The sequence below is a fragment of the Aeromonas sp. QDB25 genome (genome assembly GCF_027707725.1).
Lineage (GTDB): Bacteria > Pseudomonadota > Gammaproteobacteria > Enterobacterales > Aeromonadaceae > Aeromonas > Aeromonas caviae.
On the sequence record NZ_JAPCIZ010000005.1, the window covers coordinates 36,783 to 59,413 of the forward strand.

Genomic DNA, 22,631 nt, shown 5'->3' on the forward strand with positions numbered 1-22,631 from the left:
TCCGCCTCGTGGGTCGTCCAGCCCCGCTCTCATTTTCGTTGGCCGGACTGCCGGCCCATGGTGCACCACACTACGCCACCTTAAAAAAGCCGTCAACACTTCTAGACGTCTAAATGGCTTTGCTGTTGGATTGCCATTGAATTCCTTAAGGGTTAAAATCCGCGCTCACGGCCAAACGACTACAGGTGGAACATGGGTACAGAGTGGAACGGCGACTACGTCAGCCCCTATGCAGAGCACGGCAAGAAGAGCGAACAGGTCAAGAAGATAACCGTCTCGATCCCGCTCAAGGTGCTGAAGGTGTTGACCGATGAGCGCACCCGTCGCCAGGTGAACAACCTGCGTCATGCGACCAACAGCGAGCTGCTCTGCGAAGCCTTCCTGCACGCCTTCACCGGCCAGCCGCTGCCCTGTGACGACGACCTGCGCAAGGATCACCCGGACAGCGTCCCCGCCGAGGCCCGCGCCATCATGGAAGCCCTTGGCAAAGAGATCGAAGACTTCGACGCCGAGTAATGCGGCTGCCCATGGCAAACGATGCATCCCTTTCAATGACGCGGCCCGGTGCCGCGTCATGCTTATCTGCCGCCTCCCCCTTCAGCCTGCGTCACTACCAGAGCGACATGCAGAGCCACAGTCATGACCACGCCCAGCTGGTGATCCCCCTCGTCGGCCCCCTCGAGATCGAGGTGCAGGGTCGGGGATGTCGCCTCGCCCCCGGTTTTGCCTGCATCATCGCCCCTGGCCTTCGCCACGACTACGCCGCCGACCCGGCGCACGTGTTTCTGTTGCAGGAGAGCCACTGGCTGCCGGCCGCCCTGGGGGACCACCCCTTCGTCGAGCTGGATGAGGCCCAGCGCCACTACCTCGCCTTCCTGCACCGCATGGTGGCCGAGGGGCGCCACGTGGCCGGCATGGATCAGGTGTGGCTCGGGCTGCTGACCGAGGGACGCGGCATGGGCCCCGCCGTCGCTCCCCGCATAGCCCCTCGTATCGCCAAGGTGCAGCGTCATATGGAAGCCCACCTCGCAGACCCCCTCACCAACGAGGAACTCGCCGCCATCGCCTGCCTCGGCCTGAGCCAGTTCAAACACGCCTTTCGCCAGCAGGTGGGCACGAGCGTCTCCCACTACCTCAGGATGCGGCGTATGGCGCTGGCCCGCACCCTGCTCGCTCGCACCCGGCTGCCCGTCGGCGAAGTGGCCAGCCGCTGCGGCTATCAGAACCAGGGAGCCTTTGCCGAGCGCTTCCTGGCCGAAACCGGACTGACCCCTTCCCTCTGGCGCCGGCAAAACGGCTGCCTGCCGTAATCGGTCGGCTCTTTGCCGAAGACAATCCCCGGGCATTCGAGGCATGCTGAGGCTCATGCAAGGTATGGGCAACGAGGAGCCAAGATGCAGACCATAAGCTGGCAGGATTTCGAGATGGTGGAGCTCAGGGTGGGCACCCTGGTGCGGGTCGAGCCCTTCCCCGAGGCGCGCCGCCCCGCCTACAAGGTGTGGGCGGATTTCGGCCCCGAGCTCGGGGTGCGCAAGAGCAGCGCCCAGATCACCGACCTCTATCGACCGGAGGATCTGGTGGGCCGCCAGATCGTCGCCGTGGTGAACTTTCCCCCCAAGCAGATAGGCCCCATCCAGTCGGAGTTTCTGCTGACCGGCTTCTATCGCCCGGATGGCGCCGTGGTGATCGCCATCCCCGAGCAGGCGGTGGAGAACGGCGCCAAGCTGGGGTGAGACGACGGCAAGGCAACCAGAGAGCAGAAACAAGAGAGGCGACCCCCGAGGTCGCCTCTCTTGTTTGATGCTGACGGCCTGGCTTATTTCAGCAGGCTGAACAGCAGGGCCGAGACCGCCAGGGCACCGGTCAGCAGGATGAAGCCGTTGACCCAACGGTGACGGAAGCGGGCCAGCGCCTCCACCTTGTAGATGGCCACCACCGGCATGATGAAGAGGATCATGGCGATGACGGGACCGGAGAGGGTCTCCATCAACCCCAGAATGCCCGGGTTGATGATGGCGGCGCCCCAGATGGCGAAGAACATCAGGGCGATGCCGAGCTTGTCCGCCTTCGCCAGCGGCAGGCCGGTGGGCTTGGCGATCAGGCTTTTCAGGCTCTCGCGGGCACCGAGGAAGTGGCCGAGGAAGGAGGAGCTGATGGCGATGAAGGCGATGAGCGGCCCCAGGGTCACGATCACCGGGTTGTCGGTGATGTTGGCGAGATAGGAGAGCACGGAGACGTTCTGGGCCTTGGCCTCGGCCAACTGAGCCGGGGAGAGGCTCAGCACGCAGGAGAAGACGAAGAAGAGCACGAAGCCCACCAGCATGACGGTGGTGTTGCGCAGGATCAGGCCGCTCTTGGTTTCGGCCTGCTCCCCGTATTCCCGGCGCTGCACGTTGGCAAAGCCCGAGATGGCGGCGGCGTGGCTGAAGGCGAACACGGTGACCGGCAGCGCCAGCCAGACGGTGTTGAGGAAGCTCGTGCCTTCAAAGGCGGTCACTTCCGGCCACTGCCACTGGGGAATGAGGTAGCAGGAGAGGGCCAGCAGGATCGCCGCCAGCGGGTAGACCATGACGGCGAAGGCCCGCAGCATCGCCTTCTCGCCGGCCAGCATCACGGCGATCATGGCGAACACCAGCACGCCGGAGAGCATCACCCGATCCGGGGAGGCCAGGCCGAGCTGATTGACCATGAAGCTCTCCACCGTGTTGGTCAGCCCGACGCCGTAGATGAGCAGGATCGGGAAGATGGAGAGGAAATAGAGCGCCGAGATGAGGCGCCCGGCCATCTTGCCGAAGTGCTCCTCGGCCACCTCGGTGAAGTCGGCCTGGGGGCGCGACGACGAGAGCACGAAACGCGCCAGCCCGCGGTGGGCCAGGAAGGTCATGGGACCGGCCAGCACGGCGACGATGACGAGGGGCCAGATCCCCCCCAGACCCAGGTTGATGGGCAGGAACAGAATGCCGGCGCCGACGGCGGTGCCGAACAGGCTGATGACCCAGTGGGTGTCGTGGCGACGCCAGCCGGTGCTGGCCATGGTGGAGGGGGAACCGGACAGCTCCCGTGAGACGTCTGCAGATAAACTCATCGATAAATCACTTTTACGTAGTATTAAAATCTAAAAACATTGTGCTCCTTTAGCATTTAATTCTCAAAAATGGAGACTGGCAGATCTCACTGGCAAAGCCCTGTTCCACCAGTGAGATTGGGAGGAAATTTCACCCCGGATTATTCAATTAATCCTGACATTAACCAAAAGTTAGGAATATAAAACCAAAATTAAAACCCACGTCGATTTTTTGTTTCGATGAAATGCATGTTTTCAGAATTAACTGAAATTTATGCCAGTGCAGCCAGATTGGATGTGATGATCCACTGCCGTTATCGCCATCATTAGCGAATCTCCCTAAAATCCCCGTAACCAGCCAGTGGATCACACCAATGCAATCAGGCGACCCTGTGGTCGCCTGATTGCATTCTCTGCGAGCTGGTCGACCCGTCAGTGGGCCAGAATGCGACCCCAGGCGAGATCCGGGTCCCCCATCACGATGAAGTCCGGGTTCTCCAGCGACTCGGTCTCGTTGTAGCTCAGCGGTTGCAGCGCCAGGCTGAGGATGCGGCCCCCTGCCGCCTCCACGATGCACTGGGCGGCAGCGGTATCCCACTCCCCGGTGGGGCCCAGGCGCACGTAGCAATCCGCCACGCCTTCCGCCACCAGGCAGGACTTGAGGGAGCTGGAGCCGAGCGGGATCAGCTCGTAGTGGATGGCCGGGTTGAGGCGACGGGTCAGGTTCTCCAGTTTCTGGCGGCGGCTGATGGCCACCACCAGGGAGTCAGGCTGATCGTGTTCATGATGGATGGCGCTGATGGGACGGCTCTCGCCGTTCGCCTCCTTGAAGGCGCCGTGACCGCGCACCGCCCAGTAGAGCAGATCGGATTCGGGGGCATAGATGACCCCGAGCACCGGGACATTGTCCCGCACCAGGGCGATCAGGGTGGCGAAATCGCCGCTGCCTGCGATGAACTCGCCAGTGCCGTCCAGCGGGTCCACCAGCCAGTACTGGCGCCAGTTCGCACGCTGGCTGAAGGGGATGTCGGCCGCCTCTTCGGTCAGCACGGGGACATGGGGAGTGAGCGCTGCCAGCGCCTGTTTGAGGTAGGCATCGGCAGCAAGATCGGCACTGGTGACCGGGGTCGCATCCTCCTTCAACTGGCGTTCGAACTGACCGCCGCGATAGATCTCGTGAAGGATCCTGCCCGCCTCACGGGCGATCTCCTTGACCTCGGGTATCCAGGCCAACAACTCCTGCATGGTGCTTACCTCTGCCTCTGATTGCCAAACAGACCCTCTGCGGGCTAATTTCCCTGCTCCGCCAGCCATTTGCTGGCCAGCAGCAGGGCACTGATGCTGCGCGACTCGGTGAAGTCCGGTCGTGCCAGCAACTCGTCGATCCGGTTGAGGGGCCAGGGGATCACCTCGAGAGGCTCGGGCTCGTCACCGACCCGCTGCTCGGGGTAGAGATCCCGCGCCAGCAAGATGTCCATCCGGCTGGAGAAATACCCCGGCGCCAGCGACACCTGCTTGAGCAGGGTCAGGCTGCTCGCCCCGAAGCCCGCCTCCTCCATCAGCTCCCGGTTGCCCGCCTCGAAGGCATTTTCACCGGGGTCTACCAATCCCTTGGGGAAACCCAGCTCGTAGGAGTGGGTGCCCGCCGCGTACTCGCGCACCAGCAGCAGGGTGTGGGCATCGAACAGGGGCACCACCATGACGGCACCCCGGTTGCCGCCGCGCATCCGCTCGTAGACCCGCTCCTCGCCGTTGGAGAATTTCAGGTGAAGGGACTCCACCTTGAACAGCCGGCTCTCGGCCACGATCTCGGCCTTGAGGATCTCCGGCTTGCTCTTGTCATGGGCCATGGTCTCGACACTGAGGTGGACGGGATTGCGCTTGTGGGGATCGCTCATCGGGGGCTGACTGCTCGTTAAAAAATCGTGTTTCAAGAGTAAACGACTCCCCTGCCGAACACCACGGGGCAAAGAGGGGAAAGATGCCTGAAAAATCCGTTATAATGCGCCCCGTTTTTCCCATCACCACAGACATCGCGAGGCCCCATGTCGACTCCCCTGCCCTGGCACCAGATTGATACCGTGTTGCTCGACATGGATGGCACCCTGATCGATCTCCATTTTGACAGCCACCTGTGGCAAACCCTGGTGCCGGCGCGCTACGCCGAGCGACTCGGCCTGCCGCTGGCCGAGGCGAAGGCGCAGATAGACACCCACTATCATGCGGTCAACGGCACCCTCGACTGGTACTGCGTGGATTACTGGACCCGGACGCTCGGGCTCGACATCCGCGCCCTCAAACAGGAGATCCTGGAGAAGATCCAGTGGCGCCCCAACGTCATTCCCTTCCTGGCCGCACTCAAGGCCGCCGGCAAGCAGGTGGTGCTCTTCACCAATGCCCATCCCGCCAGCCTGTCGGTGAAGGATGCACGCCTCGGCCTCGCCCAGCACCTCGATCTGATGGTGAGCACCCATGAGCTCGGGTGGTCGAAGGAGAGCCAGCACTGCTGGCAGGCACTGGCCGAGCGGCTGGCCTTCGACCCGGCCCGCACCCTCTTCGTGGATGACAGCGAGCGGATCCTGGCCGCCTCGGCCGAGTTCGGCATCGCCCACCAGCTCGGCATCCGTCACCCCGACAGCCAGATGCCGCCGCTCACCTTCCAGCACTTCCCGGCGCTCGACGACTACGCCGACCTGCTCCCTCTCGGCGCCTGACACGCACAAGGCCCTCTTCACGAGGGCCTTGTCACATCAGCTCAACAGCCTGCCGAGCGCATACCGTTCATGAAAGCCCTCAGGCCGCATCGCGCGGGGCCAGCACCCCCATGCCGGCCAGGTAGTCGAGGGCGCTTGGGGTGAAGCCGACCTCCGTGAGGTGCGCCGCCGTGAAAGGGGCTGCATGCAGAGGCAGGCCGCGGCTCACCCGTTCCATCCAGTCCGGATTGCCAAGGGCCGCCGTGCCCACCGCCACCAGATCGGCGCCGCCGGCCAGAGCCCACTCCGCCGAATCTGCGTCGCTAATCTTGCCCGCCACCATGAGCGGCACCCGCCCGGCCAACCCGACCCTTACCGCCTCCAGCAGGGCGCCGCCGTCGGGATCCCCCGCCACCGCCTTGAAGCTGTCCCCCATGGAGAAGTGCAGGTAGTCGATCCCCTCGTCCGCCAGCAGGCGCGCCACCGCCAGCTGATGGGCCAGTTCGATGCCCTGGATATGGGCATAGCTCTCGGGGGAGAGACGCACCCCGACCAAGAAGCCCCGGGGTAGACGGGCGCGAATGCCGCGCACTATCTCCACCAGGATCCGCGCCCGGTTCGCGAGGCTGCCCCCCCAGCGGTCGGTGCGCCGGTTGTGCAGGGGGTTGAGGAAGTTGCAGAGCAGGAAGTGGTGGGCTGCGTGCAGCTCGACCCCGTGCAGGCCGGCGCCATGGGCCCGCTCGGCAGCGCTCACAAAGGCGTCAATGAGCGTCAGAATCTCCTCCTCGCTCAGCCCCTTGACCCCGAGGGGGTAACGCCCGCCCGGCGCCAGCGCGCACGGGCCGACTGGCGCCCCGTCGTTCAGCTCTGGCAGAGCCCGCATCCCGCCGTGATGCAGTTGCACCACCGCCAGCGTCCCGGCCTGCCGCGCACTGTCGGCCAGGGCCGTGAAGGCCTGCTGCTGGGCGTCCGTCATCAGGGCAGGCTGCCCCGCCCAGCAGCGTCCGCCGGGCCGCACCTGGGTGGCGGCGGCAATGAGCAGGCCGAAGCCGCCACGGGCGCAGCGCGCCAGCCAGTCGAGCTCGGCCTGGCCGGGATCACCGCCTGCGCCGCTCATGTTGTGGGTCAAAGGGGCCAGCACGGCCCGGTTCTTGAGCCGCAATCCGGCTCGCTCGAAGTGGAAGCTGTCGCCCAGTGTCTTGTTCATCGTCCTCTCCCGGGATCGCAATGGCATGGCGGCCACTATAAACCCGGGCTATGAGGATATAATCAGGCACTCAAGCAAAACATTCATTCCCAGCAAGACACAATAGGCCACCCCTCATGAGTCACCACAAGCTCGACACTCTCTACCTGATGCGCCTGCTGGTCGCCATCGTCCGCTGTGGATCCTTCGCCGCGGCGGCGGCCCGCCTGGGCATCACCCCGAGCAAGGCATCAAAAGATCTGCGCCACCTGGAGCAGAGCCTCGGCAGCGTGCTCCTGAGCCGCACCACCCGCCGGGTGCAACTGACCGACGCAGGAGAGCTCGCCTACCGCCAGGCTGACCAGATGATCGCCCTGCACGAGCAGTTGCTGGACGGCCTGCAGCGCCGCCGCTCGGCACTGTGCGGGGAGCTGCGCATCACGGCGCCGGATCTCTGGGGAGAAGTGGTGCTGACTCCGGTGCTGCTGCGCTTTCGCGCCGACCACCCGGAGGTGCGGATCATCGCCGACTTCAGCAATACCCCGGCCGACCTGCTGCGCGACAACCTGCACGTGGCGTTTCGCAGCACTGAGCTCGGCACCCAGCCCTACCTGGCGCGCCCCATCGCGGTGGACGATCTGGTGCTCTGCGCCAGCGCCGACTACCTGGGCCGCCACCCGCCCCTCACCACACCGCAGGATCTGCACCAGCACAGCCTCATCACCCGCAGCCAGGAGTACGGCCGCCAGGAGTACGGCCGCCACGAGTGCTGGCCCCTGCTTGCCCAGGGGCGCGAGATCCCTCTCGAGGTAGCGGGCGAACTGGCCTTCAGCAGCAAGAAGGCGATTCACCAGGGGATGCGCCAGGGACTGGGGATAGCCCGCCTGCCGCGCTACCTGGTGGCGGCCGAGCTGGCCGAGGGGGTGGTGCGCGAAGTGCTGCCGGACTATCGCCCCAAGGGGGCCCATTTCTACGCCCTCTATACCCAGCGCCGGGCCGAGTCGGCCCTGGTCGGCCACTTCCTCGACTACGTCATCGAGGCGCTCACCCCTTCATGAGCGGATCACCAGGTGGTACTGCTTCTTGCCCCGGCGCAGCAGCAGGTAGTGGCCGAACAACCGATCGTCGGCGGTGAGCGGCTCATCCCGGCGGATCGCACCGTTGACGCTGACGGCCCCCGCCGCCAGCAGCTCGCGGGCGATCCGCTTCGAGTTGGCCAGGCCGCACTCCACCAGCAGGGTCACCAGATCCGTTTCCCCCTTGATGGGGCTGCTTGGCATGCCATCCTGGGCCAGCTGGGCCAGATCGCTCTCCCCAAGGCGGGCTACCTCGCCACTGAACAACGATTCGCTGATGCGCTGCGCCGCCGCCAGCGCCCCCTTGCCGTGTACCAGTTCGGTCAGCTCGTCCGCCAGCACCTGTTGGGCCAGCTTGCGCCCCTGCCGCTTCGCATCCTCCGCCTCCAGCGCCTCAATCTCGGCCAGCGGCATAAAGCTGTAGTAGCGCAGGAAGCGGTAGACATCCTCGTCTGCGGTACCGAGCCAGAACTGGTAGAAGGCGTAAGGGGAGGTGAGCGCCGGGTCGAGCCAGACGGCGCCCCCCTCGGTCTTGCCGAACTTGGTGCCATCGGCCTTGGTGATGAGCGGCAGGGTCATGCCATAGACCTGTGTCTGATGCAGCCGCCTAGTGAGATCCATGCCGCTGGTGATGTTGCCCCACTGGTCGTTGCCGCCGATCTGCAGGGTGCAGCCGAGGCGCTGGTTGAGCACGGCGAAGTCCTGGGATTGCAGCAGGGTGTAGGAGAACTCGGTGAACGAGATGCCCTGATCCGGACGGGCCAGGCGCTGGCGCACCGATTCGCGGGCCAGCATGGCGTTGACCGAGAAGTGCTTGCCAATGTCCCGCAGAAAATCGAGGGCGGACATCTGCCCCATCCAGTCGGCGTTGTTGACCAGCAGCGGCGCCGCCAGCCCGTCGCTCGCTGGCAGCAGGGCGCTTATCTGGGCCGACAGGCTGGCGACCCAGCCCTGCACCGTCTCGGCGCTGTTGAGGGTGCGCTCGCTTGCCTTGAAGCTGGGATCGCCGATAAGGCCGGTGGCCCCGCCCACCAGCGCCACCGGGGTGTGGCCCGCCAGCTGGAAGCGGCGCAGCATCAGCAGTGGCACCAGGTGGCCGATGTGCAGGCTGCCAGCGGTGGGATCGAAGCCGCAGTAGACGGTGCGCGGGGTGGCAAGATGGTCGGCCAGCGCCACCGGGTCGGAATTCTGGGCCACCAGGCCGCGCTGGGTCAGCTCATCGAGCAGGTGAGGATTTGTCATGGGGGGCTCCAACAGCAAGAGAAAGAGGGCCATCCTCGCCGCTTGCGGTGCTGGCAGATATGTCCCCCAGGGGACAGTTTTGCCACTCCCGTGCTAGCATCCTGCCATCGTGGGGAAACCATTCCCTGACCCGGAGCCCATCGCCATGCCCCCGTCTCCTGCCACGGATACCCTGAGCCTGACCGCCGCCGTCGATGCCCTGTACGGCAGCGGCTTCCCGGCAGCCCTGGTGCGCCTCATCCAGCAACAGGTGGCGTTCGACTGTGCCCTGCTGCTCGGGGTGGGGCTGCGCCCCGTCTACCTCTACGACAACCTGCATCATCAGCGGGCCCTATTGTTCGACCGCTACCTCACCCGCCACTTCAGTCAGGATCCCTTCATGCAGGCGCTGGAGCAGGGGCTGGGTGCCGGGGTCTGGACCCTGGCGCAGGTGTCGCGGGGGCGGCTCGACCCCGAGTATCGCCACCACTTCTATCAGGCCACCGGCTGGCAGGAGGAGGTGGGGCTGATCCTGCCGGTGCGCGGCGGCCTCACCCTGATGCTGTTTCTGGGCCGCCTCGACAAGCGCAGCTCCCTCAGCCGTGACGAGCTGGCCAGGCTGGAGGCACTGTTCCCGCTGGTCCACTCCCTGTGTCGCCAGCACTGGCGGGAAGAGACACCCCGCCTGGCCCGCAGCCCGGCCAGGTCAGATGGCACTGACCTCAAGGGGGCGGTGGAGCAGGCTATCGCCAGTGTGGGGGGAGATCAGCTAACCCGGCGGGAGCGCCAGGTGGCGGGTTTGCTGTTGCAGGGGCTGGATACCGAGGCCATTGCCGGTGCACTCGGCATCGGCAGCGGCACGGTGAAGAATCACCGCAAGCATCTCTACGCCAAGTTGAACCTGCACTCCCGGGCCGAGCTATTCAGCTTCTTCCTCAATCACCTCATCACGGCGCCAGCCGGCGCGCCCCCATAACGACACCACCCCGCCGGGGCGGGGTGGTTCAAACCATGGGCAACGCCGTCAGATGCGGCCCTGATAACGCAGCGGGAAGCGCCCCTGCCCATCGGGCTGGCCGAGGAAGGGGAGCCCCTGTTTCATCTGGTCCGGCAGCTCGGGACCCGGTTTCAGAGTGCCCTGGAACAGGTACTGGCGATTGGCCTGCAACTCCAGCTTGCCCAGCACCTGCACCGCCTCCGAGCCCTGCTTGATCTCGGCCACCAGCCGGGAGTCGAGACAGGTGAGCGTGATCTCGGGATCCCCCAGGGCCAGCTTGCCCGCCGGGGTGTCCGCCTGTGCATCATACCAGTGAAGATCCCCGTAAAGGTTGTCGCACCAGGGAGTGCCCTGGGCAAACTGATCGATCTTGAGCTGCAACTGACCCGTCGCCGTCAACGGGAAGGGGGGTCTCATCGGCACCCGATCCAGCACCCAGGGGGCCGGCGCATTCAGGGTGATGTCGCGCCCGAAAGCGGCACCGTTCCAACCCAGGATCCCCTGCCCGTTGAGTCCGCTGCGCTCGCCAAAGCGCACCGACACCTCGGGCGCCAGCCGCAGCAGGGACCAGCCATCGAGATCCCAGCGCAACTGGGTGAGGGACTCGCTGGCATATTGCACCCGGGCGGCCTGACCGCTCCAGAGGGTACCGCTCACCCCCTCCAGCCGCACCAGATTGGGGGGCAGCGGCAGATGGCGCACCACCAGGGATGCTGGCAACTGGGCCAGCAGGAAACCGAGATAGGCCAGCAGGAAGAGACTGGCGATCACTATTTTTCGCTTCATTGGGAACGACTCAACTGCAAACGTCTGACCTTGACCAGCCCGGGGGCCAGCCCCTCGCGGGCCAGCTCGATGATCTGCACCTGGACGCCGTATTGATCCGAGAGGGTCGCAAGCCAGATCAGCAGATCATCGAACGGCACTGTGTCTATCCATACCTGCAGCTCCTGACCCTGGGGCTGCAAGCGGGCAATCTTGATCTTCTGGTTGAAGGCGGTGCGGTTCACCACGCCGTCCAGGGTACCGCCGGTATCGATCTGGCGCCCCTGTCCCCCCTGCATCGCCAGCACCTCCTGTCCCTTCTCCTTGAGCCAGGCTAGGGTCTGCTGCTGGTTCACCACCTGCCGCTCGCGCTCGGCAATGCGATTTGCCACCGGCTGCCAGATCGCCCAGTAGAAGAGCCCGATGAGCAGCACGCTGCCCCCCACCGCCACCAGCCGCTGCTCGCGGGCACTGATGCCGCGCCACCAGCTCTGCAGTTTGTCCATCATGACGACCTCCCCTTGAGCACCAGCGCCCCTTCGACCTTGCCTTCGGTGCTTCGCACCTCACCCTGCTGCACCTCGAAGCGCTTGCCCGCCAGCTCGCGGAAACGTTCGATCTCGGTGAAGCCGGGGGCCGTTACCTGCAACCTCAGCTCGCCCCGGGCTGCATCGAAGCGCAGCACCTCGGGCTTGAGGCCGGGCACCTCGGCAAACACCGGGGCCAGCTCGGTCAGGAGCAACAGGACGCCATCCTGGGGAGCCTGCCCCAACTGCTGGAGGTGCTGGGTCATCTGGCTGCGCACGTTGACGATACGCGTCTCCCCCGGGAAGATCCGGGTGTAGACCTGCCGGATCTCCGCCTTGAGGGCCTTGTCCTGTTCCGCCAGCTGGTGCAGATGCACACCGCGCTGCACCAGGGCCACCAGCAACAATACGCCTGCCAGCACCGCCACCTTGCGCCACTGCAACCAGTAGCGGGCGTATTCGGTCTGAGGACGATAGGGCCCCTGCAACAGGTTGGCCTGGCAGGTCAGCGCCCCTTTCGCCAGCAACAGCATGGGCAGTTCCGGGTCAGCCCCCTGCCAGTTGCCCGCCGCCATGGCGGGGATGGGAGTATGGCAGTGAAGGGTGACGGGTTCGGTCTGCGCTGCCAGCAGCATGGCCAACAGAGATTCCTCCGCCACTATGCCCTGACGGGGGCCCTGGCGGACCAGCCACTCCTCCCCCAGTTGCAGGGCTGACCAGCCATCGGCGGCGAGCGGCAGCGCCAGCACGTCGGGCAGCAGGTGCAGGGTCTTGAGCCCTGCCTGCTCCAGCCAACCGAGCCAGGAGTGCATCTTCCCCTTGTCCACCGCCATCAGATCCACCTCGCGGCCCTGATGGCCGAGCACCACCAGGTGCAGATCGTCCACGTCTGAGGCGATCTGCTCCTCCAGCAGATAGGGCAGGGCCGCCGCACTCTGGCGGCTGTATTTGCCCGGCAGATTGACCCGCCGGAAGATAAGATCGCTGCCGGGCACCAGGGTCACCACGGGGCGACCACCGGCACGCTCCTGCAGCTCGCCGAGGGCGTGCGCCGATGCCAGGATGCCGGAGGCGATGATCTCCTGCTCCTGCGCCGACCAGACCAGCCAGTGCACTGGCTGCTGCGCATTGGTCCCCAGACGGATGACCAGACTCTCGCTCACTAATGTCTCTCCTGCCATGCCCGCTCCTCCCTCAGGGGGCGGGCGCACAGCCATGGGTTGCAGTCCAATCGGGGGATGCGCAGGGTAGCTGAACCGCCCCACACCCCCTTGTTATTCGGCGCCGCCGCTCAGGCGACGCAGCATCACCAGCTTGTTGTCCTTGCCACGCTGGAAGACGGTCTCAAGCCTGGCACGGGTCTCCCCCACCTCCGCCAGCAGGCGGGCCTCGAAGAAGCTGCTCTTGATGTCCAGGGCGCCATCCAGCCCGGTGATGGCACCCGGCTGAACCTGCAACTGCTCCGTCATCTCCTGCTTGTTCTTCCACCCCTTCTTGGGGCGGCTGGTCAGCACCCGCTTGGCATCGTCCAGCCCGATCTTCCCCTGGTAGAGCCCCACCAGCAGGGCCGCCTGCTCCGGCCGGATGGTGTTGATGTTCACCACCAGCTTGTCATTGGGCAGGGAGCACACATAGGGGGCCAACCGGGCGTACAGGCTGGCGCTCACCCCGCGCACTGCCCGCAACTCGTCGGTGCCCAGCATCCGCTGGTTAGCCACCAGGTAGGGGGGATTGAGTCCCTCGTAGTAGGCATCCTCGGCCCCGTTGCTCGAGACCAGCTGGGTATCCTTGTCGGTCCAGTCGCGGATGGCGTCCGTCAGTTGCACCGCTTCGTAATCATCCACCTCGAGCTGGGCGAGCAGGGCCCGGAACACCTTGAACTGGTAAGGCTGGGCATCGAGATCGTCGCCGTTCTCCCCCTCCTTGAGGGGCACGCTCAGGCTGTTGAGGTTGAAGCAGGATTGCAGATCCCGTACCCGGCCCGAGAGAGTGCCATCCTCCACCGGGAAGACCCCGTCCTCCCGCGCCCAGTTCTGTCCCAGACTCACCCGATCCGGGTCATCCTTGAAGTCCTGGTTCAGCACCTTGATCACCAGGGCCTCCGCCGACATGGCATACCACCAGGCCTGCTTGCCCAGTGTGAGGTTGGCGGTGCGACGCAGCTCCAGTTGCAGGCGGCCGCTCATGTTGCTGGCGACGATCACCATCACCGCGAGGATGAGCAACACCACCAGCAGGGCCATGCCCCGCTGTCTGCCGGGGGCCAAAGGATGGCGGGGGCGCTTAATTGCCATTGTCCGCCCTCTGACCGCCAGCGCCGATCAGGAACTGGCGACGTCGAATAGTGCCGTCATCCTCCGTGACGGACAGGGGGAAACGACGATCAGTTACCATTCTCTGCCCTCTGGCCACCAGCACCGATCAGGAACTGGCGACGTCGAATAGTGCCGTCATCCTCCGTGACGGACAGGGGAAAACGACGATCAGTTACCATTCTCTGCCCTCTGACCACCGGCTCCGATCAGGAACTGGCGGCGGATGGTGCCGTAGTCTTCAAGCTCCAGCTCCACCGCCAGCCCGTAGGGCAGCAGGTCGCGCTGGGTCCACTCCTCCTTCCACTGTCCCTTGTCGTAGAAATAGAGGCGCAGCGCCGTCACGCCGGTCAGCACGGGCTGAATGCGCGGCTCGGTGCCAATGGCCGGATCCGGATAGAGGTAGCTCAACCGCTCCAGGGTCTGCCCCTTGAGACGCCAACCCACCCGTTGCAGGCCGGAGCGCGGCAGTATGCCGTCCGGATTGAGCCAGCCGCCGCGAATGAAGGCCATGCCCCAGTCGTCGCTCTGCTGGCCGAAGCGGGACGCCGCCAGCAGCACCTTGTTGTTCTCGCCGTCGATGCGACCGCTGCGCGGCACCATCTGGGTGACGTCCCGCTCCAGCAGGCTGAAGGCGAGCTGCAGTTCCGAAAGGCGGGCCTCCTTGCGCTTGGCCACCTCGTCGCTGGTCAGCACCCCTTGCAGCACCTGATAGGCCCCCAGGCTCAGGGTGGCGAAGATGGCGATGGCCACCAGCATCTCAAGCAGGGTGAAGCCGCGGTGGCACGATGGGTGGGTGTTGCTCTGGATCATCGGCTGACACCGGCTCCGGATCATGGACGCACGTTGATGAATGTTCATCGGCTGAGATAGGTCCGGATCATGGCCACCGGACTGTCGGCCTTGGGCGCGGTGCGCACTTCCATGTCCAGCGCCCTGAAGTTGCTGTCCGCCGTGGCGACGCCGCGATAGCGCCAGTACCAGGTCTGCCCGGCCATCTCCTCGTCCCCTTCCACCCAGCTGTCTCCCGGCCACTTGCCTTCGAGCTTCTGCTGCACCAGCTGATTCTCCACCACCCAGGTCGCCAGGGTCTTCTGCTCCAGATAATTGAGGCCGGCCAGGTGTTCGCTCGCGGTCTTCATCACCGCCAGCCCGGCGATGGCAAACACCGCCAGGGCCACCATGACCTCCAGCAGCGTCATGCCGCGCCCCCGGGCGGGGCCGCCCGACAGAGCGGTGCGACGCGCTAGAACGCCCCCTGCGGGCCTGGTGCTCCTCACTCTTCTTCCTCTTCATCCTGCAACAGGGAGAGACGACCGAACTCGTCCCCCCTGACGGTGCGCAGGTAGTGCAGATCCTCGTCCTGCTGGCTCAGGGTCAGCACGAAGGGAGAGAGCTCCCCCCCCGGAAAGACCAGGATCTGGGGTGTCCGCTCACGCTCGCCCCGACCCTGCTCCTGGCGTTCGTCCGACGCAGTGCGCCAGTTGAAACCTTCCAGCTCCACCGCCAGGGTCATCCCCTCCGGCAACGTCACCGGCCCCAGCAGCTTGTCACCGGTCAGGGCGCGCCACTTGCGATCCTTGGGATCCCGGGACATAAACTGCCAGCCGTTCTCCTCGACCCGCAGCCCCAGCAGCCTGCCATCCATGACCGAATACTCCTGGGCCTGCTGCAGGGTCGCCATGAAGCGGCGCGCCTGCTTGTCGAGCTCCCGATCCCCCCTGGCGCCCCCCATGCTGAGGGTGACGGCGGTCGCCACCAGTCCCATCAACATGGCCACCAGCAACACTTCCAGCAGGGTAAAACCGGCCTGGTGACGGGCCGAAGAGGCCACCTTCATGCAGGCAGCCCCGGGGGGGCGCAGTGAGCACGACGCGGCGGAATCACTTATTGGAAGTCCTTCAGGTTCCAGTTGCCGATGTCGTCATCGGTCCCGGCTTCGCCGTCCATCCCCATGGAGAAGATGTCGATCTTGCCGAACTGGCCCGGGCTCAGCAGCTGGTACTGGTTGCCCCAGGGATCCTGCGGCAGGCGCTTGATGTAGCCCCCTTCGCGGTAGCTGCGCGGCTCAGGGGATGCGGTCGGCTTGTTGACCAGGGCGTCCAGCCCCTGCTCGATGGTGGGGTAGCGGTTGTTGTCCAGCTTGTACATGTCGAGGGCGTTTTCCAGCGCCACTATGTCGGAGACCGCTTTTTGCTGATCCGCCTTCTCCTTGTTGCCCATCAGGTTGGGCACCACCAGGCTGGCCAGGATCCCCAGGATCACGATGACCACCATCACTTCCAGCAGGGTAAAACCCGATTGACGACGCTTTTGCATGACTGACTCCCTAACGAAATGAGATGGCATGAGCCATCAACGATTAACTGTTAAACCACGATCGTTCGATTGAATTTGCAGGTTCGAATGGCGAAGCCTATTCGGGCACCCGACCCTCACAGATTCACCATGTTGTTGAGCTCCAGGATCGGCTGCAGGATCGACATCACGATAAACAGCACCACCCCGGCCATGGAGACCACCAGCATGGGCTCGAACACCCCGAGGGCGATGTTCACCTGGGTTTCGAACTCCCTGTCCTGGTTGTCCGCCGCCCGCTCCAGCATGCTGTCGAGCTCGCCGCTCTGCTCGCCCGAGGCGATCATGTGCAGCATCATGGGCGGAAAAATTCTGGTTTCATCCAGCGACTTGCGCAGGCTGGTCCCCTCCCGCACCCGCTCGGTGGCCTCACCGATGCGCATGCGGGCATAGTCGTTGGAGAGCACTTCCCCGGCGATCTTCATTCCCTCCAGCAGGGGGACGGCGCTGGCGTTGAGGATGCTCAGGGTGCGGGCAAAGCGGGCGGTGTTGAGACCGCGGCTGACCCGACCGATCACCGGCAGGCGCAGTATCACCTGGTGCCAGCGACGACGACGCTTGTCGTCGGTCAGCCACCAGCGCCAAATCAGACCGCCAATGCCAAGGAGCAGCAGGAACCAGAGGCCGTAGTGCTGCAACAGCTCGCTGGTGCCGATGAGGAAACGGGTGGTGCCCGGCAGTTGCTGGCCCATGTGTTCGAACTGGGCCACCACCTTGGGCACCACGGCGGTGAGCAGTATGGAGATGACCCCCACCGCCACCAGGGTGAGGACGATGGGATAGATCATCGCCTGCAGCAGCTTGGTGCGCATGTGCTGGCGCTGCTCGGTGTAATCGGCGAGACGGTTGAGCACCTTCTCCAGGTGACCGGACTTCTCGCCGGCCGCCACCATGGAGCGGAACAGCTGGTCGAACACATGGGGGAAGGCCCCCAGCGAATCGGCCAGGGAATACCCCTCCACCACCTTGCTGCGCACCGTCGCCACCAGGCTGCGCAGGTGGGCCTTCTCGCACTGCTCGGCGACCGCCTTGAGGGCCTCTTCGATGGTGAGACCGGCCCCCACCAGGGTCGCCAGCTGGCGGGTGATGAGGGCAAGCTCCGAGGTGGAGGCGCCACGGCGAAACAGCACGAAGCGGTTCGCCTCCCGTTTGGCCTTCTCGGTGGTCTCGTTCACCTCGAGGGGGGTCAGCCCCTGCTCGCGCAGCAGCTGGCGCACCTGACGGGCGGAATCCCCTTCCAGCACGCCGCTCTTGTTGCGCCCCTTGCCGTCGAGGGCCTTGTATTCAAATGCCGCCATTTCAGTCTTCCCGGGTCACGCGCAGCACCTCTTCGAGGCTGGTCTGCCCCTTGAGCACCTTGTCGATGCCGTCGCGGCGGATGCTGGGGGTGTGACCCCGGATCAGCCGCTCGATGGCGAGCTCGCCGCTGGCGCTGTGGATCGCCTCGCGCACCGCCTCGTCCACCACCACCAGCTCGTGGATGCCGGTCCGGCCGCGATAGCCGGTATGGTTGCACTGCTCGCAGCCCACCGGACGCCAGATCTGCTGATCCGGCGCAAGCTCGATGCCCATGGCAACACGCTCCTGCTCGGTGACAGGGTGCGGTGCGCGGCAATCCGGGCAGAGAGTGCGCACCAGCCGCTGGGCCAGTACCGCCAGGAGCGACGAGGAGAGCAGGAAGGGCTCGATCCCCATGTCCCGCATTCGGGTAATGGCGCCGATGGCGGTGTTGGTGTGCAGGGTCGACATCACCAGGTGACCGGTGAGGGATGCCTGCACCGCGATCTGGGCGGTCTCGAGGTCACGGATTTCCCCCACCATCACCACGTCCGGATCCTGGCGCAGAATGGCGCGCAGGCCCCGGGCGAAGGTCATGTCCACCTTGCTGTTGACCTGGGTCTGGCCCACCCCTTCGAGGTCATATTCGATGGGGTCTTCGACGGTCAGGATGTTGCGATCCCGGGAGTTGATCTCCGAGAGGGCCGCATAGAGGGTGGTGGACTTGCCCGAGCCGGTCGGGCCCGTCACCAGGATGATGCCGTGGGGCTTGCGAATGAGTTCGCTGATGATGTTGCGGTTGGCCAGCGTCATGCCGAGCTGCTTGAGCTCAAGGCGCACGTTGTTCTTGTCGAGCAGTCGCAATACCACCCGTTCGCCGTAGCTGGAGGGCATGGTGGAGACCCGCACGTCGACGGCGCGGCCGCCGATGCGCAGTGAGATGCGGCCATCCTGGGGCACCCGCTTCTCGGCGATGTCCATGCGCGACATGACCTTGATGCGCGACACCAGCAAGGAGGCGAGCTTGCGATGGGGGCGCAGGATCTCCCGCAGCACCCCATCGATGCGAAAACGGATCACCAGGGCCCGCTCGAAGGTCTCGATGTGGATGTCGGACGCCTCTTCTTTTATCGCCTCGCTCAACATGGCATTGATGAGGCGAATGATGGGGGCGTCGTCGTCGGCATCCAGCAGATCCTCGCTCTGGGGCAGCTCTTCGGCCAGGGCAAAGAAGTCCATCTCGTTGCCGAGATCCTCCATCAGCTGGCGCGCCTCGGAGGAGTCACGCTGATAGTGGGCCATCAGGAGCGTCTCGAACTCGTCGTTGCCAAGCTGCTCCACCGCGAAGGCACAGCCCGCCACCCGTCGCACCTCCAGCAGGGTCTGGGGGGAGATCCCCTGACGACAGAGCAGCACCGGGGCACCCTGGCGCTCGGTCAGGATGGCCCCGAAGTTGCGGGCAAACGCGAACGGCAGTTCCGGCAGGGGAGCCGACAGCTCGCTGCCATCGAGCTGGTAGGCGGCCATCAGGGCTTGCTCTGCACGAAGGGCTGCTCCTGCACCTGGGCGCGCACGCCGGTGGCGGTCGCCTGCTGCTGGGCCTGCATTCTCTGGATCTGCTGCTGCACCTCGGGGGACATCATCACGTCCTGGCCATAGGCGGGCAGCACCTGGCGAGCCGGCGAGGTGGCATAGCCCTCTTCCGCAGCCCGGCTCAGCTGTTCGGCCCTGAACAGGGTGTACTTGTTGCTGGAGACCCCGGAGTAGACATTGGCGTCACGCAATATGGTCGGGCGGATGAAGACCATCAGGTTGCGCTTGGCGGTGGAGGTCTTGGAGGAACGGAACAGGTAGCCCAGCACCGGAATGTCCCCGAGCAGGGGCACCTTGGAGATCTGCTCCTGGGTCTGTTCGTCCATCAGGCCGCCCAGCACCACTGTCTCGCCGCTCTTGACCAGCACGGCGTTCTTCACGGTACGGGTATCGAAGGTGGGGCCCAGGTTGGCGGTCCCGGTCGCCTGCTTCTGTGCCACGCTGGAGACTTCCTGCTCGATGTTGAGCAGCACGGAATCTCCTTCGTTGATCTGGGGCGTCACCACCAGCTTGGTCCCCACCGTCTTGCGCTCTATGGTGTTGAACACCTGATCGCTGGTGGTGGAGCTCTGGGAGCCGCTCTGCACCGGCACTTCCTGACCGACGTTGAAGGAGGCCTCCTTGTTGTCCATGGTGACGATGCTCGGGGTGGAGAGGATGTCGTTCTTGCTGTTGGTGGAGAGCGCCGTCACCAGCGCCGCCCAGTCCCCGTGATAGAAGCCTGCCGCCATGCCGCTGAAGCTGCCCGCCAGGGATGACAGACCGTCGGTGTTGCCGTTGTCTTTGTAATCCTTGGCGGCGATGGCCAGGGAGCCGATGGGCAGACCGGTGTCGGTGAACTGGGTGCCGCCGCCATTGGTGTTGGCCCACTGCACCCCGAGGTTCATGCCGTCACCATCCGATATCTCGACGATGATGGCCTCCACCAGCACCTGGGCACGGCGAATGTCGAGCTTGGCGATCACCTGCTCCAGCTCGGCCATCACGTCCGGCTGGGCGGTGATCACCAGGGCATTGGTGGTCTCGTCGGCGGAGATGGCGAGCTGGCCGCCGCCGATGCTGGCGCCGCCCGTGGCCGTGGCAGCCGCCCCGCCCTTCTTGTCGGCGGCGATGCTGGAGCTGACCCCCTTGAGGACGTCCACCAGATCCTTGGCCTTGCCATATTTCAGGTAGAAGACCCGGGTGTTGCCCTGGCTCTGCAGATCCCGGTCGAGCTGGCGCACCATCTGGATAATGCGGGCACGGGCCTTGGGCTCGCCGCTGATGACCACGGAGTTGGTGCGCTCGTCGGCCACCACCTTGGGGGAGAGCAGCAGCGAGGCGTTGGCCCCCTGATTGCTGCCATCCTTGTTGAGGTTGGTCACCAGCCGCACCATCTCGCCGGCGGAGGCGAACTTGAGCTTGATGACGTCCATGTCCTGATCCCCCGCCTTGTCCACCCGGCGAACCACCTCCACCAGGCGGTTGACCACGGCGGCGCGGCCGGTGATGAGCAGCACGTTGGAGGGCTCGTAGTGGACCACGTTGCCGCCGCCGGCGTTGTCGTTGAGCTGACGCAGCAGGGGGGCCAGTTCACGGACCGAAACATTGCGCACCGGCACGACCCGGGTCACCATCTCGTCACCCACGCCGGGGTTGGTGTCATCCACCACGGGGATGGCCGAGGTCTTGGCATCCTTGGAGCGCACCACCTTGAGCACGCCGTTGTTCATGGGCACCACGGCAAAGCCGTAAACGTCGAGCACGCTCAGGAAGAACTGGTAGTACTGATCCTCGTTGAGCAGGTCATAGCTGCGCACGTTGATCTTGCCGCGCACCGATGGCTCTATGATGATGGTTTTGTTCAGGTTCTTGCCGACCGTGTTGATGAACTCCTCGATGTCGGCGTTCTTGAAACTGGCGGAATACTCGGTGGCCCAGGCAGAACCGGCCATCATCAAGGCTGCCGCCATGGTGGCCAGACGCCAGCCCTTCCCTTTATTTGTCATTCTTGGTGCTACTCCAATTCATTATTCTGACAAGCCGACATAGACGTCGTAGAGCTGTCCTTGCCGCTCGACGGTGACGGTCATTTCCGTGGCGCCCGCCACCTGCTGCATCGCCTGCATGGCCTGGGCGTTGTCACGCAGATCCAGGCCGTTGATGCTGACCGCCAGATCGTTGGCGACCAGTCCGAGTTGATTGAACAGTTCCGGATTGCGACCCGGGTTGAGGCGATAGCCGGTCATGCGACCGTCCACCCGGACCGGAGAAATATTGAGGTAATCGGTGATCTTGCCCGGGTTGCCCAGCAGTTCGCTGCGCACGGAGGAGAGTCCCTCCTGGCGGGCCGGTTTGGGCAGGGGCTTGCCATACTCTTCCCCGTCCAGCATCAGGGTCTCGTCACGGCCGTCCCGGGCGATGATGACCCGATCGGCAAACACCTGGCGTATCCTGGCCTGGGTACCGTCGATGTAGTCCCCGATGCCGTAAGAGTTCTGTGTCCCGTTGTGGGCGATGATGGCGATGGACTTGGCGGGATCCGAGCTTGCCAGCACCCCGTTGAGCTGGGCGTTGAGCTGGGTTTTCGGGGCATCCGCCGCCACCGTCTCTGCCGCCTTGTCCGCCTGGGGTTGCAGCGCCTTGCCAAAGAGAGAGAGGCGGCTGAGGTTGCCCAGATCGAGGCGATCGCCGCCACTCCCCTGCACCGAGGTGACCGAGGGTTGCCAGGGGGTCAGGGGTGCGGGCTGGGCCAGTTCGTACAGGCGCCAGGTGAGCACGGCACACTGCTGGGCCAGCAACAGCAGCAGAAGCCAGAACAGGGGCTGGCTGAAACGGGAAAGTGGCATGGCCTTGCAGCGAGCCAGAAGGGAAGTCAACAAATCATCCCTGAACGGTAGCGTCATCTTTCTCAAAATTGTCTGGCATCCAAGTCGGTTGGCTATTGTGTACGGCAATGGACCCAGAGACAACCGACCGGATGGGACCAAGGGGTGAAAATTCAGTTTCCGTCACACCCGGATGCCCCCTGTTTCTATCCCGGGGCCCGCCTCTGGTATAATCAGGCACCTTTTCAGCCATCCCGGAGCCGATCCATGTCGAATCCAGCACAAAGCAGCACCCAGGTCCGTCTCGACAAGTGGCTGTGGGCCGCCCGCTTTTACAAGACCCGCAGTCTGGCGCGGGATCAGATCGACGGCGGCAAGGTGCACTACAACGGCCAGCGCACCAAGCCGGGCAAGGCGGTCGAGGTCGGCGCCCTGGTGCGATTCTGGCAAGGCCAGGACGAGCGGGAGGTGCGGGTGCTCGAGGTGAGCGAGCAGCGCAAATCCGCCCCGCTGGCCCAGCAACTCTATGAAGAGACAGAGGCCAGCCTGAAGAAACGGGCCGAAAACAGCGAAGCCCGCCGCTTCAACAGCCAGTTTGCCCCAAGCCCGGAGCGCCGACCCGACAAGCAGGAGCGACGCCAGCTTATCCGGGTCAAGCAATCCTAATCCGCGTCTGTGGCCCCTTTATGACGACAGGTGGAGGAATTAGTTCCTAACCACCTGTTTAACAATGTGTTTATTTTTCCCCAAGAAC

General features: G+C 64.7%; 24 protein-coding genes and 2 pseudogenes. 7 read left to right on the forward strand and 19 right to left on the reverse strand.

What is annotated here, in order from left to right; all coding sequences use genetic code 11:
- Nucleotides 1–192 precede the first annotated feature (192 nt).
- The 3 genes from metJ to PG883_RS02940 all read left to right on the forward strand — a co-directional run bounded on the left by metJ (nt 193) and on the right by PG883_RS02940 (nt 1,733).
- Entirely contained in the window at nt 193–516 is a 324-nt protein-coding gene (gene metJ, locus PG883_RS02930) for a met regulon transcriptional regulator MetJ (protein ID WP_005327165.1), read from the forward strand.
- A 35-nt stretch (nt 517–551) separates the two neighbouring features.
- Nucleotides 552–1,310 (forward strand): AraC family transcriptional regulator, encoded by a 759-nt coding sequence (locus PG883_RS02935; protein ID WP_270806968.1) that lies wholly within the window; start codon nt 552–554, stop codon nt 1,308–1,310.
- A gap of 84 nt (nt 1,311–1,394) precedes the next feature.
- Complete coding sequence (locus PG883_RS02940; RefSeq protein ID WP_010675707.1) at nt 1,395–1,733, forward strand: tRNA-binding protein; 339 nt, start codon at nt 1,395–1,397, stop codon at nt 1,731–1,733.
- Nucleotides 1,734–1,816: 83 nt separating this feature from the next.
- On the opposite strand, the gene PG883_RS02945 is transcribed toward PG883_RS02940, so the two are convergent.
- The 3 genes from PG883_RS02945 to nudE all read right to left on the reverse strand — a co-directional run bounded on the left by PG883_RS02945 (nt 1,817) and on the right by nudE (nt 4,962).
- Nucleotides 1,817–3,085 carry an aromatic amino acid transport family protein gene (locus PG883_RS02945; RefSeq protein ID WP_124812922.1) on the reverse strand — a complete coding sequence of 423 codons (1,269 nt, stop codon included), beginning with the start codon at nt 3,083–3,085 and terminating at the stop codon, nt 1,817–1,819.
- A 411-nt stretch (nt 3,086–3,496) separates the two neighbouring features.
- Complete coding sequence (cysQ, locus tag PG883_RS02950; protein ID WP_010675709.1) at nt 3,497–4,309, reverse strand: 3'(2'),5'-bisphosphate nucleotidase CysQ; 813 nt, start codon at nt 4,307–4,309, stop codon at nt 3,497–3,499.
- A gap of 44 nt (nt 4,310–4,353) precedes the next feature.
- Entirely contained in the window at nt 4,354–4,962 is a 609-nt protein-coding gene (nudE, locus tag PG883_RS02955; RefSeq protein ID WP_029314816.1) for an ADP compounds hydrolase NudE, read from the reverse strand.
- A 147-nt stretch (nt 4,963–5,109) separates the two neighbouring features.
- Between nudE and yrfG the strand changes: the two genes are divergently transcribed.
- Entirely contained in the window at nt 5,110–5,778 is a 669-nt protein-coding gene (gene yrfG, locus PG883_RS02960) for a GMP/IMP nucleotidase (RefSeq protein WP_041211711.1), read from the forward strand.
- A 79-nt stretch (nt 5,779–5,857) separates the two neighbouring features.
- On the opposite strand, the gene PG883_RS02965 is transcribed toward yrfG, so the two are convergent.
- Nucleotides 5,858–6,964, reverse strand: coding sequence for an NADH:flavin oxidoreductase (locus tag PG883_RS02965; RefSeq protein ID WP_128272522.1), 1,107 nt, complete (start codon nt 6,962–6,964; stop codon nt 5,858–5,860).
- A 116-nt stretch (nt 6,965–7,080) separates the two neighbouring features.
- Here PG883_RS02965 and PG883_RS02970 point away from each other — a divergent pair, with 116 nt between their 5' ends.
- Nucleotides 7,081–8,001 carry a LysR family transcriptional regulator gene (locus PG883_RS02970; protein WP_270806946.1) on the forward strand — a complete coding sequence of 307 codons (921 nt, stop codon included), beginning with the start codon at nt 7,081–7,083 and terminating at the stop codon, nt 7,999–8,001.
- Here PG883_RS02970 and tyrS read toward each other — a convergent pair.
- Entirely contained in the window at nt 7,996–9,261 is a 1,266-nt protein-coding gene (gene tyrS, locus PG883_RS02975) for a tyrosine--tRNA ligase (protein WP_270806947.1), read from the reverse strand. The two genes, PG883_RS02970 and tyrS, sit on opposite strands and share 6 nt — an antisense overlap.
- 145 nt (nt 9,262–9,406) lie before the next feature.
- Between tyrS and PG883_RS02980 the strand changes: the two genes are divergently transcribed.
- Nucleotides 9,407–10,216 (forward strand): helix-turn-helix transcriptional regulator, encoded by an 810-nt coding sequence (locus PG883_RS02980; RefSeq protein ID WP_180907071.1) that lies wholly within the window; start codon nt 9,407–9,409, stop codon nt 10,214–10,216.
- A 48-nt stretch (nt 10,217–10,264) separates the two neighbouring features.
- On the opposite strand, the gene exeN is transcribed toward PG883_RS02980, so the two are convergent.
- The 14 genes and pseudogenes from exeN to exeC form a co-directional block, all read right to left on the reverse strand.
- Nucleotides 10,265–11,023, reverse strand: a complete 759-nt coding sequence (gene exeN / locus PG883_RS02985; RefSeq protein ID WP_161470346.1) for a GspN family type II secretion system protein ExeN — start codon at nt 11,021–11,023, stop codon at nt 10,265–10,267.
- A complete protein-coding gene (gene exeM, locus PG883_RS02990) occupies nt 11,020–11,511 on the reverse strand; it encodes a GspM family type II secretion system protein ExeM (protein WP_010675717.1) in 492 nt (163 codons plus the stop codon). Before exeM ends, exeN begins: the two co-directional genes overlap by 4 nt.
- The gene (gene exeL, locus PG883_RS02995) at nt 11,508–12,692 is read right to left on the reverse strand and encodes a GspL family type II secretion system protein ExeL (protein ID WP_080767872.1); all 1,185 of its coding nucleotides are present in this window, start codon (nt 12,690–12,692) and stop codon (nt 11,508–11,510) included. The genes exeM and exeL overlap by 4 nt, the downstream gene beginning before the upstream one ends.
- A gap of 111 nt (nt 12,693–12,803) precedes the next feature.
- A complete protein-coding gene (gene exeK, locus PG883_RS03000; protein WP_103259514.1) occupies nt 12,804–13,823 on the reverse strand; it encodes a GspK family T2SS minor pseudopilin variant ExeK in 1,020 nt (339 codons plus the stop codon).
- Nucleotides 13,813–13,887 (reverse strand): annotated as a pseudogene (locus tag PG883_RS03005) (type II secretion system protein GspJ); the annotation flags it as partial. The pseudogene PG883_RS03005 and the gene exeK, both read right to left, overlap by 11 nt.
- Before the next feature lie 25 nt (nt 13,888–13,912).
- Nucleotides 13,913–13,987 (reverse strand): annotated as a pseudogene (locus PG883_RS03010) (type II secretion system protein GspJ); the annotation flags it as partial.
- Nucleotides 13,988–14,012: 25 nt separating this feature from the next.
- Nucleotides 14,013–14,654 (reverse strand): GspJ family T2SS minor pseudopilin variant ExeJ, encoded by a 642-nt coding sequence (exeJ, locus tag PG883_RS03015; RefSeq protein ID WP_045522074.1) that lies wholly within the window; start codon nt 14,652–14,654, stop codon nt 14,013–14,015.
- A 44-nt stretch (nt 14,655–14,698) separates the two neighbouring features.
- The gene (gene exeI / locus PG883_RS03020) at nt 14,699–15,043 is read right to left on the reverse strand and encodes a GspI family T2SS minor pseudopilin variant ExeI (protein WP_010675721.1); all 345 of its coding nucleotides are present in this window, start codon (nt 15,041–15,043) and stop codon (nt 14,699–14,701) included.
- Nucleotides 15,044–15,117: 74 nt separating this feature from the next.
- Nucleotides 15,118–15,681, reverse strand: a complete 564-nt coding sequence (exeH, locus tag PG883_RS03025) for a GspH family T2SS minor pseudopilin variant ExeH (protein WP_270806948.1) — start codon at nt 15,679–15,681, stop codon at nt 15,118–15,120.
- Between the two features lie 47 nt (nt 15,682–15,728).
- Nucleotides 15,729–16,160 carry a GspG family T2SS major pseudopilin variant ExeG gene (gene exeG, locus PG883_RS03030; RefSeq protein ID WP_270806949.1) on the reverse strand — a complete coding sequence of 144 codons (432 nt, stop codon included), beginning with the start codon at nt 16,158–16,160 and terminating at the stop codon, nt 15,729–15,731.
- Between the two features lie 116 nt (nt 16,161–16,276).
- Nucleotides 16,277–17,497: a GspF family T2SS innner membrane protein variant ExeF gene (gene exeF / locus PG883_RS03035; protein WP_045522076.1), complete on the reverse strand. Its 1,221-nt coding sequence runs from the start codon at nt 17,495–17,497 to the stop codon at nt 16,277–16,279.
- Between the two features lies 1 nt (nt 17,498).
- Nucleotides 17,499–19,004: a GspE family T2SS ATPase variant ExeE gene (gene exeE / locus PG883_RS03040; RefSeq protein ID WP_270806950.1), complete on the reverse strand. Its 1,506-nt coding sequence runs from the start codon at nt 19,002–19,004 to the stop codon at nt 17,499–17,501.
- Nucleotides 19,004–21,058 (reverse strand): GspD family T2SS secretin variant ExeD, encoded by a 2,055-nt coding sequence (gene exeD, locus PG883_RS03045; RefSeq protein ID WP_010675726.1) that lies wholly within the window; start codon nt 21,056–21,058, stop codon nt 19,004–19,006. Before exeD ends, exeE begins: the two co-directional genes overlap by 1 nt.
- A 21-nt stretch (nt 21,059–21,079) precedes the next feature.
- Nucleotides 21,080–21,928: a GspC family type II secretion system variant ExeC gene (exeC, locus tag PG883_RS03050; RefSeq protein ID WP_372587280.1), complete on the reverse strand. Its 849-nt coding sequence runs from the start codon at nt 21,926–21,928 to the stop codon at nt 21,080–21,082.
- A 216-nt stretch (nt 21,929–22,144) separates the two neighbouring features.
- On the opposite strand from exeC, the gene hslR reads away from it, so the two are divergent.
- Nucleotides 22,145–22,543 (forward strand): ribosome-associated heat shock protein Hsp15, encoded by a 399-nt coding sequence (gene hslR, locus PG883_RS03055; RefSeq protein WP_010675728.1) that lies wholly within the window; start codon nt 22,145–22,147, stop codon nt 22,541–22,543.
- Nucleotides 22,544–22,631 lie beyond the last annotated feature (88 nt).

Coding starts and splice junctions, on each gene's coding strand:
- nudE (WP_029314816.1), bottom strand. CDS start 4,962: ATGAGCGATCCCCACAAGCGCAATCCCGTCCACCTCAGTGTCGAGACC.
- hslR (WP_010675728.1), top strand. CDS start 22,145: ATGTCGAATCCAGCACAAAGCAGCACCCAGGTCCGTCTCGACAAGTGG.
- PG883_RS02970 (WP_270806946.1), top strand. CDS start 7,081: ATGAGTCACCACAAGCTCGACACTCTCTACCTGATGCGCCTGCTGGTC.
- cysQ (WP_010675709.1), bottom strand. CDS start 4,309: ATGCAGGAGTTGTTGGCCTGGATACCCGAGGTCAAGGAGATCGCCCGT.
- exeE (WP_270806950.1), bottom strand. CDS start 19,004: ATGGCCGCCTACCAGCTCGATGGCAGCGAGCTGTCGGCTCCCCTGCCG.
- tyrS (WP_270806947.1), bottom strand. CDS start 9,261: ATGACAAATCCTCACCTGCTCGATGAGCTGACCCAGCGCGGCCTGGTG.
- PG883_RS02980 (WP_180907071.1), top strand. CDS start 9,407: ATGCCCCCGTCTCCTGCCACGGATACCCTGAGCCTGACCGCCGCCGTC.
- exeD (WP_010675726.1), bottom strand. CDS start 21,058: ATGACAAATAAAGGGAAGGGCTGGCGTCTGGCCACCATGGCGGCAGCC.
- metJ (WP_005327165.1), top strand. CDS start 193: ATGGGTACAGAGTGGAACGGCGACTACGTCAGCCCCTATGCAGAGCAC.
- exeG (WP_270806949.1), bottom strand. CDS start 16,160: ATGCAAAAGCGTCGTCAATCGGGTTTTACCCTGCTGGAAGTGATGGTG.
- exeF (WP_045522076.1), bottom strand. CDS start 17,497: ATGGCGGCATTTGAATACAAGGCCCTCGACGGCAAGGGGCGCAACAAG.
- PG883_RS02940 (WP_010675707.1), top strand. CDS start 1,395: ATGCAGACCATAAGCTGGCAGGATTTCGAGATGGTGGAGCTCAGGGTG.
- exeJ (WP_045522074.1), bottom strand. CDS start 14,654: ATGATCCAGAGCAACACCCACCCATCGTGCCACCGCGGCTTCACCCTG.
- yrfG (WP_041211711.1), top strand. CDS start 5,110: ATGTCGACTCCCCTGCCCTGGCACCAGATTGATACCGTGTTGCTCGAC.
- exeK (WP_103259514.1), bottom strand. CDS start 13,823: ATGGCAATTAAGCGCCCCCGCCATCCTTTGGCCCCCGGCAGACAGCGG.
- exeI (WP_010675721.1), bottom strand. CDS start 15,043: ATGACGCTGCTGGAGGTCATGGTGGCCCTGGCGGTGTTTGCCATCGCC.
- exeM (WP_010675717.1), bottom strand. CDS start 11,511: ATGATGGACAAACTGCAGAGCTGGTGGCGCGGCATCAGTGCCCGCGAG.
- exeN (WP_161470346.1), bottom strand. CDS start 11,023: ATGAAGCGAAAAATAGTGATCGCCAGTCTCTTCCTGCTGGCCTATCTC.
- PG883_RS02945 (WP_124812922.1), bottom strand. CDS start 3,085: ATGAGTTTATCTGCAGACGTCTCACGGGAGCTGTCCGGTTCCCCCTCC.
- PG883_RS02935 (WP_270806968.1), top strand. CDS start 552: ATGACGCGGCCCGGTGCCGCGTCATGCTTATCTGCCGCCTCCCCCTTC.
- exeH (WP_270806948.1), bottom strand. CDS start 15,681: ATGAAGGTGGCCTCTTCGGCCCGTCACCAGGCCGGTTTTACCCTGCTG.
- PG883_RS02965 (WP_128272522.1), bottom strand. CDS start 6,964: ATGAACAAGACACTGGGCGACAGCTTCCACTTCGAGCGAGCCGGATTG.